The organism is Rhizobium sp. NPDC090279, from assembly GCF_044769665.1.
GTDB lineage: Bacteria > Pseudomonadota > Alphaproteobacteria > Rhizobiales > Rhizobiaceae > Rhizobium.
The window spans coordinates 492,993-511,137 of the sequence record NZ_JBIVYI010000006.1 but is presented as its reverse complement, the minus strand read 5'-3'; the positions used below and the strand labels follow the sequence as shown (position 1 = coordinate 511,137).

The 18,145-nt window shown below is 56.9% G+C and carries 11 protein-coding genes and 1 riboswitch; of the genes, 10 read left to right on the top strand and 1 reads right to left on the bottom strand.

The window, feature by feature from the left end:
• Positions 1 to 406: 406 nt before the first annotated feature.
• From ACIQWP_RS18095 to ACIQWP_RS18065, 7 genes are all read left to right on the top strand, one after another.
• Positions 407 to 2,959 carry a patatin-like phospholipase family protein gene (locus ACIQWP_RS18095; RefSeq protein WP_402789861.1) on the top strand — a complete coding sequence of 851 codons (2,553 nt, stop codon included), beginning with the start codon at positions 407 to 409 and terminating at the stop codon, positions 2,957 to 2,959.
• A 404-nt stretch (positions 2,960 to 3,363) separates the two neighbouring features.
• Positions 3,364 to 5,079 (top strand): thiamine pyrophosphate-binding protein, encoded by a 1,716-nt coding sequence (locus ACIQWP_RS18090; RefSeq protein WP_402789858.1) that lies wholly within the window; start codon positions 3,364 to 3,366, stop codon positions 5,077 to 5,079.
• A 212-nt stretch (positions 5,080 to 5,291) separates the two neighbouring features.
• On the top strand, positions 5,292 to 8,138 hold the full coding sequence (locus ACIQWP_RS18085; protein ID WP_402789855.1) for a peroxidase family protein: 2,847 nt from the start codon (positions 5,292 to 5,294) through the stop codon (positions 8,136 to 8,138).
• 167 nt (positions 8,139 to 8,305) lie between these two features.
• Positions 8,306 to 9,556, top strand: coding sequence for a hypothetical protein (locus ACIQWP_RS18080; protein WP_402789852.1), 1,251 nt, complete (start codon positions 8,306 to 8,308; stop codon positions 9,554 to 9,556).
• Positions 9,557 to 9,680: 124 nt separating this feature from the next.
• Positions 9,681 to 10,076 carry a hypothetical protein gene (locus tag ACIQWP_RS18075; protein ID WP_402789849.1) on the top strand — a complete coding sequence of 132 codons (396 nt, stop codon included), beginning with the start codon at positions 9,681 to 9,683 and terminating at the stop codon, positions 10,074 to 10,076.
• A 45-nt stretch (positions 10,077 to 10,121) separates the two neighbouring features.
• Positions 10,122 to 12,140 (top strand): SUMF1/EgtB/PvdO family nonheme iron enzyme, encoded by a 2,019-nt coding sequence (locus ACIQWP_RS18070; RefSeq protein ID WP_402789847.1) that lies wholly within the window; start codon positions 10,122 to 10,124, stop codon positions 12,138 to 12,140.
• A 56-nt stretch (positions 12,141 to 12,196) separates the two neighbouring features.
• Positions 12,197 to 12,574 carry a hypothetical protein gene (locus ACIQWP_RS18065; protein WP_402789844.1) on the top strand — a complete coding sequence of 126 codons (378 nt, stop codon included), beginning with the start codon at positions 12,197 to 12,199 and terminating at the stop codon, positions 12,572 to 12,574.
• Positions 12,575 to 13,066: 492 nt separating this feature from the next.
• Here ACIQWP_RS18065 and ACIQWP_RS18060 read toward each other — a convergent pair whose 3' ends face one another.
• Complete coding sequence (locus ACIQWP_RS18060; protein WP_402789841.1) at positions 13,067 to 13,615, bottom strand: cupin domain-containing protein; 549 nt, start codon at positions 13,613 to 13,615, stop codon at positions 13,067 to 13,069.
• A 143-nt stretch (positions 13,616 to 13,758) separates the two neighbouring features.
• On the opposite strand from ACIQWP_RS18060, the gene ACIQWP_RS18055 reads away from it, so the two are divergent.
• From ACIQWP_RS18055 to ACIQWP_RS18045, 3 genes are all read left to right on the top strand, one after another.
• Positions 13,759 to 15,093 carry an aspartate aminotransferase family protein gene (locus tag ACIQWP_RS18055; RefSeq protein WP_402789838.1) on the top strand — a complete coding sequence of 445 codons (1,335 nt, stop codon included), beginning with the start codon at positions 13,759 to 13,761 and terminating at the stop codon, positions 15,091 to 15,093.
• A 188-nt stretch (positions 15,094 to 15,281) separates the two neighbouring features.
• Positions 15,282 to 15,482, top strand: a riboswitch (cobalamin riboswitch).
• A gap of 225 nt (positions 15,483 to 15,707) precedes the next feature.
• Complete coding sequence (gene fdhA / locus ACIQWP_RS18050) at positions 15,708 to 16,898, top strand: formaldehyde dehydrogenase, glutathione-independent (RefSeq protein WP_402789836.1); 1,191 nt, start codon at positions 15,708 to 15,710, stop codon at positions 16,896 to 16,898.
• 480 nt (positions 16,899 to 17,378) lie between these two features.
• A complete protein-coding gene (locus tag ACIQWP_RS18045) occupies positions 17,379 to 17,987 on the top strand; it encodes a hypothetical protein (protein ID WP_402789833.1) in 609 nt (202 codons plus the stop codon).
• Positions 17,988 to 18,145: the final 158 nt, after the last annotated feature.

Here is an 18,145-nt window from a genome sequence, read left to right as displayed (position 1 = left end):
CTCTTCCGCCTTGTGTCTTTTCGCTGCCATTTCAATGTCCTTCTTCGGCTCATAAGCCATACTTCAAGAAGGATCACTTTTCAGGGGGCAGACCAGTCTGAAAAAGTCGAGTCCAAAAAACCAACCTAGAGTTAAGTGATCGTTTACGTCAATAATATGACAGATTGTAAGCGGCGGCTTGCTTTTGCCATGCATCGTGGCCTTCGCGGTGTTTTGGCGTCAGATAGCCTTCTTCAACAGGCCAAACCGCGCGCTGCAATCGGCTCATAAACCTATGTAGCATCAAGTTGCGTACCGCGCGTCTCGCGGCACAAAAAGCGCCTTACGTTGGCACATATTTCTGCTACAGTCATAGGAAGAAATCCATGAGTGTCGAAACAACCCTGGTTGGGGGACGCGCGTGCGCATGAGATCGGATTTCAAAACAATCTTCAAAAAGGAGCTGGACGTCGTAAACTTTCGACGCCACTTCCTTCAGTCAGGTGCAGTAAGCGATGGCGATGAGGTCCGCGAGGAGACTTCGGAGCGCCAAACAACAAGCCGGTTTCATACCGTTCGGAAGAATGCCGAGTTATTGAAGGATAAGCCCGGTGCCGACGATCGTGGCACGGTGCGGATGCAAGATGAGAGCAACCTGACCGGACTTGCCTTTTCCGGTGGCGGCATTCGCTCGGCTGCATTCTGCCTTGGCGCCTCGCAAGCGCTGGATTCCCTATCAGATGATGGCGAGCCGCGTGTTCTCGATGCATTCGATTACCTCTCGACCGTATCGGGTGGCGGCTATGTTGGGACTTCCATTGTCTGCGGTATGATGCAAGCTCCCTACACATTTCCGTTCGCGAGCAAACTTGATTCCCAGGAGACGCCGGAAACCCAGCATCTACGCAACTATTCCAATTTCCTTGTTCCGAACGGAGCCGTTGACTATCTGACGAGCCTGGCATTGCTCCTGCGCGGATTATTGGTGAACACACTGATTGTTCTGCCTGCTTTGCTTTTTCTCGCGGTTTTTACCATCGCCTGCAATCCTTATTCCAGCGATCTGGGGCAGTCTGCGATTCTCAATGCTCCGATCATCAGCTGGCTGCCGGTCATTAAAATTGACGGACTTGAGGATTTTTCACTGACAATCAACGTGACGGCTGCAGCATTGATCTTGATGTTTGCCAGCGCAATCGCAACTTCGCTTACATTTCAGACAAGTCAATTGATTATCCGCGAACGGCTCGCGCGCTGGCTTGGTTGGCTGGTGGCCGCTATCATTATTGTTTTTATTATAGAATTACAACCGCTTGTCCTGAATGCCATGTTTGCGGAAAAGACCGGAAAGAGCGCCCTGGTCGAGATGGAAGATAGCAGTTTCAAATATGTACTTTTGCTTGTCGCACATGTTGTACCTACGCTCGCCAACATATTGTTGCCCTCCGCCGTCGTTTTGATAGGTGCGGCGCAAAAACTGGCCAACATTGCAAGAGCGGCACTCGGTGAAGCGACGTGGACCGCAACCATGCAGAAGTATTCGAGCCGCATCATTCTCTATCTTTCGGCCCTCGTCGTGCCCCTGCTATTGTGGGTTTGCTATCTATATCTAAGCCTTTGGGCTGTCAGGCCTAAAATCGATCAGAGTACCGATGCCATTGCGCCTCGTTGGTTGTCCAGTCTTTCGGAGTTGGTTACAAACTATATCTCCGCTTTCGATCGACTTGGACCGATTGGTTCGTTGTATCTGTGGATAGCACTAGCGCTGACGTTTATCTGCCTTTTCATAGGCCCGAACTCAAACTCACTCAATCAGTTGTATCGTGACCGCCTGAGCCGCGCTTTCCTCATTCAGCGTGCGCGCGTTGTCCACAACAAGCCGTCTATTGATGTCGACCGATGGAAGTTCTCATCTTTGAAGCAATTCGATACTAGGACACAGATCTGGGATAAGGGTGCGGCCTATTCCCCATATCTGCTCGTCAATACGGCAATCAATCTCATCGGCTCGAAGGAACTCAACAAACGCGGCCGCAATGCCGACAATTTTATCTTCAGCCCTCTGTACGTCGGCAGTCAGGCGACGCGATACGTGAAAACCAAGCAAATGGAACGAGTTGTACCGTCGCTCACACTTGCAACGGCCATGGCCACATCAGGCGCAGCCGCATCCGCAAATATGGGAAACCATACGGTTCGCGTTCTGACATTCAGTCTTTCGTTGTTGAACGTCCGCCTTGGCTACTGGCTCGCCAATCCCGCGAGGCTTGGGGCATACCGGCATTGGGCGAACCGCTTGTGGTCGAATTGCGGTACTTGGTATTTTGCAAATGAGACAGCCGGACGATTGGATGAGAAGAAGCTGAATGTCTATTTGACCGATGGCGGGCATATCGAGGATCTCGGCATTTACGAACTGCTGCGCCGGCGATGCAAGGTCATTCTGGCAATCGATGCCGAAGCTGATCCGAGCATGACGTTCGAGGCTTTCGTCAAGCTCCAGGTCATGGCCCGTATCGATCTCGGCATTCGTATTGACCTTCCGTGGCAGCAGATTCAGAAAAAGGGACTTGAGATCAACGCAGTAGCTGCCGAAGGAGCGGATCTGCCGGCAAACTGCAAGGGGCCGCACGTCGCCGTCGGCATCATAGAATACGGCAAGGAGGAGCAAGGCGTATTGCTCTATGTCAAGTCATCCCTGAGCGGCGATGAGAACGACTACATCACCGACTACAAGCGACGAAATCCAAGCTTTCCCCACGAGACCACGCTCGATCAATTTTTCAGCGAAGAGCAATTTGAGGTCTATCGCGCACTTGGTTTCCACGCAGTTCAGCATTTCTTCAGTGGTGCCGATGACATCGCGCAGCCTTCGCCACCGTCTGCCGACTGGCCGGATCAAGTCGAGATGGCACTTGCACTCCTGAACATTCCTACGGCGATGCGAGCCGCCTTCCGCAGGCGTGTCGATATCCTTTAGACGCGCGTGATAAGGTCGAAGGGTTCGATGAAAACATCTGCAGATTGTATGATCAGTCGATTCCTGGACCTGGTATTGGCGAAAAAAGCCTAGTTGGATCGCCTATCGCCGCCGCTTCGGTTATCTGTAGTTGAATTTTATGTTGAAATGCGCAAATATTAGGTGAGGTCGACGGGAGGGCATGGCCGTTCCGTCAAATGACAGTTTCATTCGGCATAAATTGCGGCTTCGCTTACCCCAACTTCAGACCCACATGCGCTTTGGGTTAAGCCGGCCAAATCCGACTCTGATGTTTATTTCCTGATGTTAGCGATGACTGGAATGCAATAGCGAGCGACCTCGCGCATGCATAGCTCGGTCGGGAGGTAATCGCGCCGGCTTGTCCGAGCGCTGGGGGATTGTCGATGAGAGTCTATGAAGCGATCGTAAAGGGGCTTGAAGGCATCGGCGTGCAAGCGGCCTTCGGCGGAGCGGGCGAAAATGCGGCGGGTCTTATGCTCGCGCTGAAGCATTCCTCAATCAGGCCGGTCATTACCCGTCACGAGCAGGCTGCCTCCTTTATGGCATGCGGTTGTGCAATGCACTCGGATCGCCTCGGCTTCTGCTTTGCGACGGCGGGGCCGGGCGCCTTCAACCTCTTTTCAGGTTTGGCCGTTGCCATGTCGGATTCTTATCCCGTCCTGGCAGTCTCGGGCTATGCTTCGCTCGACTGGAAGGGAAAGGGTGCGTTGAACGAGACTTCTGGCGTCAGCCGAACGCCCGATTCCCAGGCAATGTTCGCTGCGACGACAAAAAAGTCATTCTTGCTTACCGATGCTAGCAAGACCTGCGATGTGGTCGAGGAAGCGATCAATCTTGCGTTCGCGGGCCGGCCGGGACCGGTTCATATCCACGTCCCGGAGAACCTCACCCATCACGGCATTTCTGTCGACAATTTCCGCCCGATCAATCTGGATCGGCGTCCTGTGACGCCGGATCAAAAACGAGTTGGAGAGGTTGCAAACCTGCTGGCGGATGCCGTTGGGAAAGGTAAGAACATTCTCGCGTTGCTCGGTTTCGGCGCTGTTCGCAGCGGCGCCGGTCCTGATTTGGTTAAACTGCTCGAGCGCTACCAGATAGCCTTCGCGACGACTCTTGATGGCAAGGGGATCATTTCGGAACGCCATCCGCTTTCGGTTGGTGTCTTCTGTGATAGCGGCCACAGCGCGGCCTGGAAGGCATTCCTTCAAGCAGACGTTATCCTTGCCGTAGGCAATTCCTTTGCACAACACGCAACCTTCGGTTTTCGTGAGGATCTGCTCGCTGGCAAGACGCTCATACACATCAACATCGACATTGGTGAAATCGACAAGGTTTACAAGGCCGACGCGGCGATAATTGCAGACGCCAGACTTGCTATCGAAGCGTTAAATGAGGAAATCTGGCCGCTGGCGGGACCCGCAGCCGCAAGAGTGGTTGAACAGCGCGATTATGATGCCGAGCGGATTATCCATCTCGGCGATGAAGTTCATCCCGGTCAGCTTGCTCAGGCAATCTCCAAGCGTCTGCCTTCCAACGCCATCGTACTGGCGGATGCGGGTGCACATCTTGCCTGGCTCGGTTATTATCTGGAGCTTTCGCCGGGCCAATTCTTCCGCAAGCCAGGCGGCTTCGGACCGATGGCAGGACATGTCAACGGCGCGCTCGGGGCAAAATGCGCCAACCCAGATCGCCCTGTCATCGTCGGCTGCGGTGACGGATGCTACCTCTTGTCAGGCTTCGAGCTGCTGACGGCCGTACAATATGACCTTCCCGTCATCTGGATCATCTTCAATGACGGTGAATTCAAATTGATCAAGCTCTATCAGCTTGAAGCCTATCAGGAGTCCGGTTTGGTCGAGTTCGACAATCCAGACTACGTCGCCTATGCCAAGGCCTGCGGCGCGAATGGCTACCGGGTAGACACGATCGAAGAATTCGAAAGCGCATTCGACGAGGCGCTGGCGCTCAGCAAGCCGGCCATCATCGACGTCCACATTACGCGGCTTGCACTTCCGCACTACAGCCCTTCACCGAAAGGATTGATCGCTGGGATCGGAGAGATGATCGAGGAACGCCTCTTCCCGAACAGAGAACGCTAGGTGTTGTGCGATCCCTCGCGATAGTGCGGGCCTAATTATTGCTATCTCATGCGGGTTCGGGCGGGCATTGAACTGTGAGGGTATGCTCTGCCGGGCAGTGGGAACCGGCGGTAGATACTCCGCACATTGTTTCTCGTCGGGCAGTGCATTCCCATCGCCAAAGTTTGCGGAAAAGCCGTTGTTAGATGCGTTCAAGGAGGGGAACGATGACGATGTGGAATGAATCATATCAGGGTGGTGTCGAGGCCGAACACCTGATGTTCCAGCGCCTGGCCCAGGACATGATGGGCGTTCAGTATCGGACGCGCGCCTACGCTAATGCGGCTGAGATTCAACGTGCCTTTCATAGCAAGGCAGTTTTTGCCGCAGTCGACGCAGAGCTGACATTCGCAGATGATCTCCCCGACGACCTGACGGTTGGCTTTGCTCAGCCCGGCAGGACCTATTCCGCGATAGTGCGCCTGTCCAATGCCAGCGGCTACGGACAACCGGACTACAAGCCTGATTTGCGAGGCTTGGCAGTCCGAGTAAAGGTGTCGGACGAAGAACAGCATGATCTTCTGGCGACAAACTTCCCCGTTTCACATGCTCGGGATGCTAGACAGTTCGTCGCGTTCGCAAAGGCGACTGCCGGCGGCCGGATCAGCCGACTCTTCGGCGTGTTGGGCCTCGTCTTTACCTTCGGCCCTTCGGAAACCTTGCGAATGATCCGCAATGTAACGACCGGCCGCAATCGCAAGGTCAGAAGCATGGCACTTGAGACATTTTGGAGCCGAGGCGCCATTTGCTGGGGTGAACAACATGCCGTACGTTATTTGTTCCGCCCCACCCCCGGTGCTGCGGCAGCCCCTGATCCGTCAGCCACCGACCCCAGTTATCTCTCGGCTGAACTTGCCCAGCGGCTGGACCTCGGGGACATATGCTACGAATTCTGCCTTCAATCGTTTGTCGATGCGCAGTCGACCCCGATTGAAGATACATCTATCGAGTGGATGACGACTGCTTCGCCGCCAATAAAGGTTGCGGAGCTTAGAGTGCGAAAACCAGGAACGGGCGATGCCGAAACCATCGCCGATGCGCGCCGTGTCGATGAGCTCGCCTTCAATCCGTGGAATACGACCAACGCCTTCAGACCACTCGGCAATCTGAATCGTGCTCGAAAAGTGGTCTACGATGCCAGTGCCTCCTATCGTCACAGTTTCCGCTGGGTGAGCCCGGTGCCGTTCCGCAATCGCCTGTTTGGCGGTATCGCTCGCCGTATCTTCTTGATCGTCAACCGCTTCGTCGACTGGCACAGATTGCCCTTGTGGCTAAGCCTGCTCAATCTCGATGCCTTTCGTCATGTGCTGCGTGAGAAGAACCTCATCGACACCGATGTCATGGAGGCACCGCCCATTGCTCGTCCGGAGCCTCCCGCAACCGTTGCCGAGGCTGAACGGCAGATGCGTAGCTATGACGGCAGCTTCAACGACCTGTCGGCGCCGAAGATGGGGGCGGTTGGCTCGTCCTTTGGGCGCAATCTGGCGCCCGTCTACGCCCCCGAACTCTTTGATACGCCGAATCCTGTGGAGGTGGCACGGGAGCTGCTACATCGCAAAGTGTTCATTCCGGCGCGTTCTCTCAATATTCTCGCCGCTGCCTGGATTCAGTTTCAGGTTCATGACTGGGTCAATCACGCGCGCCATCCATTGGGCAAGGAAGACGTCGTGGTTCGTATGCCGTCGGGCATGACATGGACCAGCAAGGTCGGAGGTATTCAAGAGGATGTGATGCGCATCGCTGGAAATGAGGAAATGCCCGGCTATAACGGCAAGCCACCCATCTATTTCGGAAATGCGGCCTCGCATTGGTGGGATGGATCGGAGGTTTATGGTCCAGATAGCAAGAAAGCGAAGGAGTTGCGTGAAGGCCCGAAGATCCGTCTCGTCAACGGCCACCTGCCGGTTGATATTCACGGCTTCGAGGTGACCGGCTTCAACGAAAGCTGGTGGCTAGGGCTCAGCGCGATGCATACCCTATTTGCGCGCGAGCATAATCTTCTTTGCGACGAGTTGCGGCGCCAATATGGCAATTGGGACGACGAGCGCATCTATCAGACCGCCAGATTGATCGTCACGGCGTTGATTGCCAAGATCCACACTGTCGAATGGACGCCAGCGATCCTTGCGACCAAGGCAATCGAAATCGGTCTCTCCAGCAATTGGAACGGCCCACCGGCCGGCGATTGGTTGGCGAAGGCCGGCCTTTGGCTACTGGACGCCCATGCGTCGACGGGCATTCCAAAGACGATGCCGGACCACCATGGAACGCCTTACTCGCTGACGGAGGACTTCGTAACCGTCTACCGGATGCATCCTTTGCTGCCGGATGACTATTGCTTCTTCGATCACAAGACCGGCAACAAGATTGCCGAGAAAAGCTTCATGGACATACAAGGTCCAGGCGCGGACACCATCATGCGCGAGTACGGCCTGCGCAATACGCTCTATTCCTTCGGTACCGCGCATCCCGGCGCTATCACGCTGCACAACTTTCCCCGCGCTCTGCAAGCCTTCACGCGAGATGATGAGATCATCGATCTCTCTGTCGTCGACCTTGTCCGCACACGCCGTCGCGGCGTGCCGCGCTACAACGACTTCCGTTCGGGCCTGCATCGGCCGCGAATCCGGCATTGGGAGGAGTTGACCACCGATCCGGAGGACGCGCGCCTGCTCAAGGCGATCTACGGCGATATTGACCGCGTCGACACTGTCGTAGGCCTCTTTGCCGAACCACCACCCGCTGGTTTCGGCTTCAGCGATACCGCTTTCCGCATTTTCATTCTCATGGCCTCGCGCCGGCTGCAGAGCGACCGGTTTCTGACTGTGGATTTCCGACCAGAGGTCTATTCGCCTTTCGGTATCGACTGGATCGCAAACAATGGCATGACGAGCCTCATTCTGCGCCACTGTCCAGACCTTGCCTCCATGCTACCGCGTACGGCCAGCGCCTTTGCCCCGTGGCGCCCGATCCTTGCGGGCGGCGAGCGTCAGGACATGGAAAGGAGGGCGTCATCATGAGCAGCCCGACCGAAGCCAGCGATCCTCCGGCAACCGGGCCGGGTGGAATCGAGATTTCCACCGGCCATCGCGGTCTTGATATGCTGTTGCGCCGGTCGCTCTTCGAGACAATATGGCGCCGACGGACCCATCGCGTCAGCCAGGGCAGCTCGGTGTTGGCCGGTACGATGAGCTATCAATCCGATCAGCCACGAGAACCCCTGTCCGAGCTGGAGGAAGCAATCTTGATCGCTGCGACTGGCGCGACGGGGCTTTCCATGCCTGATCGGCCTTTCGAAGATCCGGCAACGCACCAGCCGATCATGGCGAAGCCAAATCTTGTCATGGAGGGTCGTACCGCTGGTAGCCCGGACAATGCTCAGGGCACCCACTTCTTCATGATCAATGACAGCGGGACATACTTCATTCGGAAGTTACCACTTCCGCCAGACGGAGAGAAATCTCTTACCGCTGAGAGGCTCATTGCCCGTGCGACCGAGGCAAAGGTACGCATTCTCGATCATCGCCTCGACGTGGCGCCGGGTCAGCGCGATTTCCCTGCCTATCTCGATTCCAACCGCTTCCTGTCGAACCTGCCGGGAACCACGATCTTCCTGCCCGTCGTCGATCTTTCGCGGCAATACATAAATGGCATGATGTATCTGCTGACGCAGCCAGACGGTGCCCGTCCGGCGATTGTCGACGACAGAAACTTCTATCGTTTGGCGGGTGTCAAACGGTGGGTGGATAAAGGTTTCTTAAACAAGGATATCAAGATACCGCTCGGCGTCATCGGGTCTCTTCGCACGCAAATCGAGGCTGATTTGCTTCTGCAGAACCTGTTTCTCATGGCCGAAGGCATGGGGCTTGGAGCGTGGATTCATGGTTCCATCAGCCCTCCCGTGTTGGTCGGCGATCCAAAATTTGTGAAGACTTACGGTGCCATGCTGGGTTTTGACGTCGTGACGCCGCGTTGGAAGCTTATGGATATTCTCCGCTGGCAGATTCCGTTGCCACGCTATTCCAATCTCCGCAGTAACCCGATCGGCCTGCGCTACAAAGGCGAGCATCTGATCAAGGGCATGTCCCCGCCCTATTACGACAATATGGCCGAGGCCGTGACCGCGGTCGTCGAGGACAAATTCGGCCCAAATGGACTTTTTAACAATCAGACGCTTTTTGCCGAGATCTACAAGGACGACTATGGCAAGCGCTACCTGGCCGAAGCCGCCGCCTACAACAGCGATGTCATCGACTGCGTCCGTGATATCTGCAGCTATATCTACGAGACCCACGGCCGTTTTCCCGCGCATTGCGACGCCATCCACGTGCCGGGCGTGTGGTTGCAGGCGCATCACGTTGAGATCGACTACTATGACCGCTTCTTCAGGAACGGATTGACGCCGGCGCACCGTTCGCACCGTCGGGACTGGCATTGACGGACGCGATGGCGCGTCGGTCCTCTTGAAGCGTTCAAAATGCCTCTCGCAGCAGAATCGCAATTCACGGTGCGAGGTAAGATGTCTGCATATGATAGTTTTCTCACGCAAATGGGAGGTCGTCATGAACGGCTTGTGCGCGATATCGGCCACGATAATGGTTTCGATCACAGGGATAGGTAGCGGCGCCCCACCGGAGTTCGGCGGCGAGAACGTCATGGCCATGGTCCGACCAGACAGCGATAAATGCGGAGATGGTGATGACATCTCCAGCTATCGGTCAACGGATGGTGTTCTCATCGAAAGCCAATATGTCCGCAAACCGTTTCGGTGGCCATGGGCTCCGGGACAGGACAATGCCAGCCAATCGGGCCAGAAAAGCCACAACGGCAGTCACTCCGGTGATGCATCAAGCGGCAGCAGTAACACGAGCGGCAATATGGGCGGAAGTAGCTCCGGTAACAGCAGCACTTCCAGCGGCAACATGGGTGGGAGCGGTAGTTCCAAAGGCAACATGTGAGGCACTGGCTTTCTCCGGCGCCTCGAAGGAGCGGGCATTGCGGATATGAGCGAGAACTGGGCGATCTGCATAGGGATAAATCGCTACGACAACCTGCGCCCGCTTGAGTATGCACAGCAGGATGCCCAAGCAATCAGTGAATTCTTCAGTCATGCCGCCCACTTCAAACAGGTCTATCATCTCGCAGAAGACGCGCCGCCTCTCACCTCGGATTTCGGAAGCCCTCTCCAGTCGCGTCCGACCTTTGGCAATCTGATGCGCTTCCTGAGGGTGCGTTTTGACGAGCGTTTCCTTCGCCCCAGCGACAATCTTTGGTTCTTTTTTGCTGGTCACGGGAGGCGCGAGAAGGATCAGGACTATCTGCTGCCGATCGATGCCGATCCTGGAAATGTCGAGGAGACGGCAATTTCGGTGCGCCATGTTACCGAACGATTGAAACGCAGTGGCGCGAGTAATGTGATCTTGCTCCTCGATGCCTGTCGGAACGAAGGAGCACGCAGCGGAGAAGGTCTTGGTCTCGACCGGCAGCAAGGTGCGGTGACCATATGCTCCTGCAGCCCGTCGGAATTTTCCTACGAAATCGCCGAACTTCGTCACGGTGCCTTTACCTACGAACTTCTCGAAGGTCTCGGAATGGAAGGCCAACAGAATTGCGCCACCGTCGAAAAGCTCGACAACTATCTGAAATTCGCCGTTCCCGATCTTTGCCGCAAGTACGGAAAGCCTCGTCAGACGCCATCGACGTTTGTCGAGCCGCTCTCGAAACGCCATTTCATCCTGCTTCCGGCGCTGGCCACTCCTGACGATCTCGAGCCGCTGAAACTTGAGGCCCTGGAGGCGGAGGCAAATGACAATCTGGCCGAGGCCGAACAGCTATGGTGGCGTGTAAACGCCGTCGCGCCAACAGATGCGCAGGCGAGGGAGGGGATTCGACGAATTACGCTGAAAGGCAAGCTTGATCGGAGTGATGATGATGCGCGCGCTGCCGTGCCTCATTCGCCGCTCACGCAGAGGGAAGAACTGGCCCCAGTGAATATATCGCGACGACTGCTACTTTACGGCGCTGGCGCTGCCGGCGCCGTGGCTGCGGTCGGCGTCGGTGCCTTTCTCATCGACACGAGGATGAAGCAGCGTCCGTTGTTGACGCGGGGAGAGACGATTCCTGTGACAACGGTCGATGAAAAGGGTGAACTGCTCGATACAAGTTGGGAAAGTGTGGAGACTTTCGCCCAAACTGTCGACAAAGATAACGCGATCGAATTCAGCGTAATTCCCGCGCTCCGCTCCTTCACCATGGGCTCACCGGAGGACGAGATGCTTCGAGTGAGCAAATTCGAGCGACAGATCGACGTTTCCGTCAGTCGCATAGCGATCAGCCGCACGACGATCACGCAGCGGATTTGGCGTGCGGTCTTGGATGCCCATCCGCAGCAAATTGGCATGGCATTGTCGCCCACACCATCATCCTTTCCCGGTGACGAGCGGCCCGTCGAAACCATCACATGGCGACAGGCAACCGAATTCTGCGCCAGGCTTTCGAGGTTGACCGATCGTGTGATCCGCCTGCCGAGCGAGGCGGAGTGGGAAAGGGCCTGCAGGGCAGGAACGATAACGGCTTTTCACTTCGGGCCAACCTTGACGCCGGAGCTCGCCAATTATTGTGGTACAGGTGGTGCGGTTTGTGGATCGAGCTTCGGACGCGACGTTGCTCGCCCCGACTATGCCGAAGTCACCTATCCGCAGGGTTCCTATGCTAAAGGGCCAACAGGGACATTCTATGGATCGACCAAGCCGGTGCGATCCTTTCCACCGAACCGCTTTGGGCTGTTCGAGATGCACGGTAATGTCTGGGAACATTGTCTCGACAATTGGAGTGAGGCTCTGACGGCTTTGCCGCGTGATGGTAGCCCATTCGTGGACAGAAGTTCGACCGTGCGCGTTCTTCGCGGCGGTTCCTTCTCGCACAATCCGGCACTCTGTAGATCCGCTTATCGAGACTGGATGGAGGAAACCCTGACCGGATGGGAGGGGCGTGTCGGCTTTAGAGTGGCCTGCGTCATATGAGCGACGGAAGGCGTTCGATTGGAGTTTCGCTAACAACACGGAAAGGGGATAATATTATGGACAGGGAAATCGCAATCATAACGGACGCCATGTCTCCGGCAAGCCCTATAACCGAAGGTCATGGTTCCAGAGGCAGCGACGACATCGGTGGCGGTTTCGGCTCCATCCTCGGCTCACCGTTCAAAGCAGTGACGCTCAGCGCTGATCTATTGAAAACACAAATGTCCAACCTGCTGGAGGTGGTGAGCCTTGTTTTCGATCAATCGCTTGCCAGTTCGACCCTGGCACTCGATGAGGTGCAGCTCTCAATTGAGATCAGTTCGGAAGGTGAAGTCCGCATCTTGGGCAGTGGCGGCAAGATTGGCGGCAATGGCGCTATCAGATTGATATTCAAGAAAAAGGAGATACAGAAATCCGAAACCGGTAAGAGTTAGAGACCATGATCGATAGGGAGAGCAACCTATACGAATTCACGGTGAGGCGTAAACTCATCTGGAATTCTTGGCAGTTTGCTGTGAAAAGCATCCAATGATGACGCCGTGGCGATGAAGATTGAGCCATTGAATATGTTTGTTTTATGGAGAAAATGGCATCATGCCGGCGTCGCCCGTGACTGTGTTTCGGCGTTGAATATTGCCCCTCTGGCGGGGTGACCGGCGTCCAATTTTTAACCCCTCCTGGTTCGTCTGACCATCCGTCTTTTGATGGCGGATCGGAAGGCTTGCATCTTCTCGGCCCGCGCCGAGATCGTCTTCCGCAAGCAGTGCGACGATGGCTTCGAGGTCGGCGTGCCTGGCTCTTCGGCACTCAATCATTTGGACTTCGGCTCCTGTTCCATCTGAGTGCTTGAGGCTTGCATCGTCGTGGTGCCAAGCCGGGTTGTCGGTGCTTAACGATCCCATGGACCTAAAGGGGAATGGCGGGATCTAGAAGCTCGGCGGTGTGCAGGCGCTGATGATCTCGCAAGGCACTGGGCCGACGCAGCGGAAGCGGTGCGGACGGCGGCTCTCGAAGTAGTAGGCATCGCCGGGGCCGAGAATGCGCCGCTCGTCATCAACCGTCACCTCCAGGCGGCCGGACAGGACGATGCCGCCTTCCTCTCCCTCATGCACCAGCGGTACCTTGCCGGTATCGGCGCCGGGCTGATAGCACTCTTTCAGGATCTGCAGGCTGCGGCCAAAGAGGTTTTCGCCGATCTGGCGATAGGAAATCGGGCCTTTGCCGATCTCGACCAATTCCTCGGCCGCATAGAAGGCCTTCTTCGACGTCTCCGGTTCGAAGGCAAAGAATTCGGCAAGCCCGATCGGGATACCGTCGAGAATGCGTTTCAGCGCGCCGACGGACGGATTGGCCGAATTCGATTCGATGAGCGAGATCGTCGAATTGGTCACGCCGGCGCGCTTGGCGAGTTCGCGTTGGGAAAGGTTGCGTGCCAGGCGGAGATGACGCAGGCGATTGCCAATATCGACGGACATTGTGGTCTCGGTTTTCAGGTGTTCGGAATATCGAAAACATCCCATTTCGATCAAACAAAATCAATGGCTTAAATATGTCAAGAAAAGGACTTGTTCGGAACAGGAAAATCGCTGATGTCAATGGCAGCGTAATGGAGGCGATAATGGACAAGATCACCCATCCCAACACCCCAGTTCTCGACAATTTCTGGATGCCGTTCACGGCAAACCGGCAGTTCAAGGCCGCACCGAGGCTGCTCGCGGCCGCGGATGGCATGTATTACACCGATGTCGACGGCAACAAGGTGCTCGACGGCACGGCTGGCCTGTGGTGCGTCAATGCCGGCCATGGCCGCAAGAAGATCGCGCAGGCGGTCGAGCGGCAGCTGGCGACGATGGATTTCGCCCCGACGTTCCAGATGGGCCATCCGATCGCCTTCGATTTTGCCGCAAAGCTTGCCGCGCACGCGCCGGGCGGGCCTGAGGCCGGGCTCGACCGTGTGTTTTTCACCGGTTCAGGCTCCGAATCCGTGGACACCGCACTGAAGATCGCCATCGCCTATCAGCGGGCCATCGGGCAGGGCACCCGCACCCGCATCATCGGCCGGGAAAAGGGCTATCACGGCGTCGGCTTCGGCGGCATTTCCGTCGGCGGCCTTGTCAACAACCGCCGCATGTTCCCGCAGATCCCCGCCGATCACATGCGCCACACGCTCGATGTCGAGCGCAACGCCTTCAGCAAGGGGCTGCCGGCTCACGGTATCGAGCTTGCCGAAGATCTGGAGCGGCTGGTGGCGCTGCATGGCGCTGAAACGATCGCTGCCGTCATCGTCGAGCCGATGTCCGGTTCGGCCGGCGTCATCCTGCCGCCGAAAGGCTATCTCGAACGGCTGCGGGCGATCGCCGACAAATACGGCATCCTGTTGATCTTCGACGAGGTGATCACCGGCTTCGGCCGACTGGGGACGCCATTTGCGACCGAGTATTTCGGTGTCGTTCCCGACCTCGTGACGACAGCAAAAGGCATCACCAACGGCACCATACCGATGGGTGCGGTCTTCTCCAGCCGCAAGGTCTATGATGGCCTGATGAACGGTCCGGAAAACCAGATCGAGCTCTTCCACGGCTATACCTATTCAGGTCATCCGGTCGCCTGCGCCGCCGGTCTCGCAACCATGGAAATCTATGAGGAGGAAGGCCTTCTCAGCCGCGCGAGCGAGCTGGCGGAAGACTGGCAGAAGGCGCTGCATTCGCTGAAAGGCCTGCCGCATGTGGTCGATATCCGCAATCTCGGCCTCGTCGGCGCCATCGAACTCGCGCCGCGCGACGGCGCTCCCGGCACCCGCGCCTACGACGTCTTCGTCGATTGTTTCCAGAAGGGGCTGCTGATCCGTGTCACGGGCGATATCATCGCGCTGTCACCGCCGCTCATCATCGAGCGCGCCGAGATCGAAACGCTCGTCTCCATGCTCGGCGATGCACTGAAGCGGGCTGCCTGATAATCTCTGAGCCTGGCCGGCGCTAATGGCGCCGGCCAAGTCACGATTCGTGAAGCGCTGCGGTTGCTGCCATGCTGTGCCGCCATATGATCGCTGGCAGCGGTTTGCCATATGAAGTGAAAAAAACCGATGTCGTCCAGCAAGATGCCGATGTCGTTTTCTTAGGCGCGCCACGTCGCTTGCCGTGATCTTCTGGATACGTTCAAGGTGCCATCGGGAAATGCCCTGATGGATAATTGGGAAACCGGTCTTAGGCCGGTGCTGCCCCCGCAACGGTAGCGGACCGAATGTCTCGATTGATGCCACTGGCAAATGGGCCGGGAAGGTGTCGGGATGTCCGAACGGACAGGTCTGAAGCCCGGAAACCAGCCTTGACGGCAGGCTCGACTGATCGCGGTGGGCGATCGAGAGACGAATGCGGGTGTCTTGAGATCACCCCGTTCCAATCTCGCAGCTCCATGTTCAGTCACGCATGCGCCGGTCGGAATGCCGCTGAAGCTGCGGCTGACGTGACCGATTTTGCTGCTGTTCTGCCCGTTGAGGAGCGGGCCGATCCGAAGAGGCCCGAAATCTCGGGCTGTCATGATCAAGCGTTCAACCAAGGAGGAGATGGCATGACTGGGAACAGAGGCGTCGTCTATATGCGACCCGGCAAGGTCGAGGTTCGCGATATCGACGATCCGAAACTGGAGGCGCCGGATGGCCGCCGCATCGAGCATGGCGTGATCCTGAAGGTGATCTCCACGAATATCTGCGGCTCCGATCAGCACATGGTGCGCGGCCGCACGACAGCGATGCCGGGCCTCGTGCTTGGGCACGAGATCACCGGACAGGTCATCGAGAAGGGCATCGACGTCGAGATGCTTGATGTCGGCGACATCGTCTCGGTTCCGTTCAATGTCGCTTGCGGCCGCTGCCGTTGCTGCAAGTCGCAAGACACCGGCGTTTGCCTGACGGTGAACCCGTCGCGCGCCGGCGGCGCTTACGGCTATGTCGACATGGGCGGCTGGATCGGCGGCCAGGCGCGCTACGTCATGATACCCTACGCGGATTTCAACCTGCTGAAATTCCCCGACCGCGACAAGGCCATGGCGAAGATCCGCGATCTCACCATGCTCTCGGACATTCTGCCAACCGGCTTTCATGGCGCCGTTCGCGCAGGCGTCGGCGTGGGTTCGACCGTCTATGTCGCAGGTGCCGGCCCCGTCGGCATGGCGGCTGCAGCTTCCGCTCGTATTCTCGGTGCCGCCGTCGTCATGATCGGCGATTTCAACAAGGATCGCCTTGCGCATGCCGCCAAGGTCGGTTTCGAGCCCATAGATCTCTCCAAGAGCGATCGTCTCGGCGACATGATCGCCGAGGTCGTCGGCACGAATGAAGTCGATAGCGCGATCGATGCTGTTGGCTTCGAAGCCCGAGGGCATTCGGGCGGCGAGCAGCCGGCAATCGTGCTCAATCAGATGATGGAGATCACCCGCGCGGCCGGTTCGATCGGCATTCCCGGACTATATGTGACGGAAGATCCTGGCGCCGCGGATAATGCAGCCAAGCAGGGCAGTCTGTCGTTACGTTTCGGCCTCGGCTGGGCGAAGGCGCAATCCTTCCATACGGGTCAGACGCCGGTGCTCAAGTACAATCGGCAGCTCATGCAGGCGATCCTGCATGACAGGCTGCCCATTGCCGATATCGTCAACGCCAAGATCATCTCGCTCGAAGATGCGGCACAAGGATATGAAAGCTTCGATCAGGGCGCTGCAACGAAATTCGTGCTTGATCCGCATGGCGAGTTGCTGAAGGCGGCATAGAGAAGAAGAAAAACTCACGGGATCATGCGGCGATCTCAAGACGAAGATAGGTCGGGAGTGGAGGTTGATATCTCCGCTCCCGATGTCGTATCGGCGAACGGTTATGAGTTTGCCGGACAACAAAACGGCAACAAAAGCCGGCGTTGACATCAGGTAGCCCATGAATACGTCTGCAATCTTTTGCACTGCCATGGAGTACTTCAGGCAAGTATGCACCGCAGCACTGGCCTGTCGATATTCCAGATCTTGGTGAGAGGCGGTCGATTATGAAGGGGGAAGTAGCGAAATTCACGCCTTTTGAGCTCCACGAGCGGCAATGACGCCGCTGTAATGGCCAATTATCGATAATAATAACGGATTATGTTGCCATTATACATCTATCCTTTACATATATGCGGGCATCCCTGTGGAGGAGCTCCGTCATTGCTTCCTAGTCAATGGCGGCTTGGCAAGGAACGCTAACCTGAAGAGATCGGACCAATGGCAAACTTTCTTGAGAAATGGACTTCAAAGAAGGCTGATAAGCCGAAGGCTGGCGCGCGGAATGTTATTGATACATTTCGTGCTCGAGTAGCAGAACAGAAGGCATATCTGGAGGAGTACGAGCGTGACGCGGCCGGCTTCAGGAAGTGGCGCTCCACTTGGTTCCAGCGTGTGCCCGGCGGCTTCGGCGTGACGGTCGGTCGCGACTCCGTCAACGCTGGTCGTGGATTGAACTATGTCGTTGTTGACACCGTCAAGGATGTGGCAGAGTTTCTCGATGATCTCGCCCATCACGCGGAGCATGATACCGGCTTCCGGCAGGCTCTTGAGCAGAACCGCCAGCGTCGCGTTGCGCTTCTGAATGCAGCAAAGACCGGAGGCAAGGCACCCGCCTCGAAGACCAAGGCGAAGGCTGCCAAGCCCGCCGCAGCGGCAAAGTCGGCCGTCGTCAAGCCTGCCGCTGCCAAGGCTGCTGTCGCCAAGGCTGCACCGAAGGCTACTCGGGCGAAGGCTGCTTCTGCTGCTGCCGCTCCCGCACCAGCTGCTGCAGAAGCAGCAAAGCCGAAGCGCACGCGTAAGACCAAGGCTGCTGGCGCAGCCGAATAAGACAAGGAAGCCCGCCTCACACGGGCTTCACTTTGTCTTGGTTCTGCAGCAGATGCAGCACAAGCGATAGCTCGATCGCGTATTCGTTTGCGGTTAACCGCAACGGACGAACAGCCTTTATGTCGCCAAGAATGGATGACTGGAAAGCCCCCATGAGA

What these genes read in the sequence shown, in the direction of transcription:
- ACIQWP_RS18095 (WP_402789861.1), top strand. Translation starts at nt 407, where the DNA reads ATGAGATCGGATTTCAAAACAATCTTCAAAAAGGAGCTGGACGTCGTA.
- ACIQWP_RS18090 (WP_402789858.1), top strand. Translation starts at nt 3,364, where the DNA reads ATGAGAGTCTATGAAGCGATCGTAAAGGGGCTTGAAGGCATCGGCGTG.
- ACIQWP_RS18085 (WP_402789855.1), top strand. Translation starts at nt 5,292, where the DNA reads ATGTGGAATGAATCATATCAGGGTGGTGTCGAGGCCGAACACCTGATG.
- ACIQWP_RS18080 (WP_402789852.1), top strand. Translation starts at nt 8,306, where the DNA reads ATGAGCTATCAATCCGATCAGCCACGAGAACCCCTGTCCGAGCTGGAG.
- ACIQWP_RS18075 (WP_402789849.1), top strand. Translation starts at nt 9,681, where the DNA reads ATGAACGGCTTGTGCGCGATATCGGCCACGATAATGGTTTCGATCACA.
- ACIQWP_RS18070 (WP_402789847.1), top strand. Translation starts at nt 10,122, where the DNA reads ATGAGCGAGAACTGGGCGATCTGCATAGGGATAAATCGCTACGACAAC.
- ACIQWP_RS18065 (WP_402789844.1), top strand. Translation starts at nt 12,197, where the DNA reads ATGGACAGGGAAATCGCAATCATAACGGACGCCATGTCTCCGGCAAGC.
- ACIQWP_RS18060 (WP_402789841.1), bottom strand. Translation starts at nt 13,615, where the DNA reads ATGTCCGTCGATATTGGCAATCGCCTGCGTCATCTCCGCCTGGCACGC.
- ACIQWP_RS18055 (WP_402789838.1), top strand. Translation starts at nt 13,759, where the DNA reads ATGGACAAGATCACCCATCCCAACACCCCAGTTCTCGACAATTTCTGG.
- fdhA (WP_402789836.1), top strand. Translation starts at nt 15,708, where the DNA reads ATGACTGGGAACAGAGGCGTCGTCTATATGCGACCCGGCAAGGTCGAG.
- ACIQWP_RS18045 (WP_402789833.1), top strand. Translation starts at nt 17,379, where the DNA reads ATGGCAAACTTTCTTGAGAAATGGACTTCAAAGAAGGCTGATAAGCCG.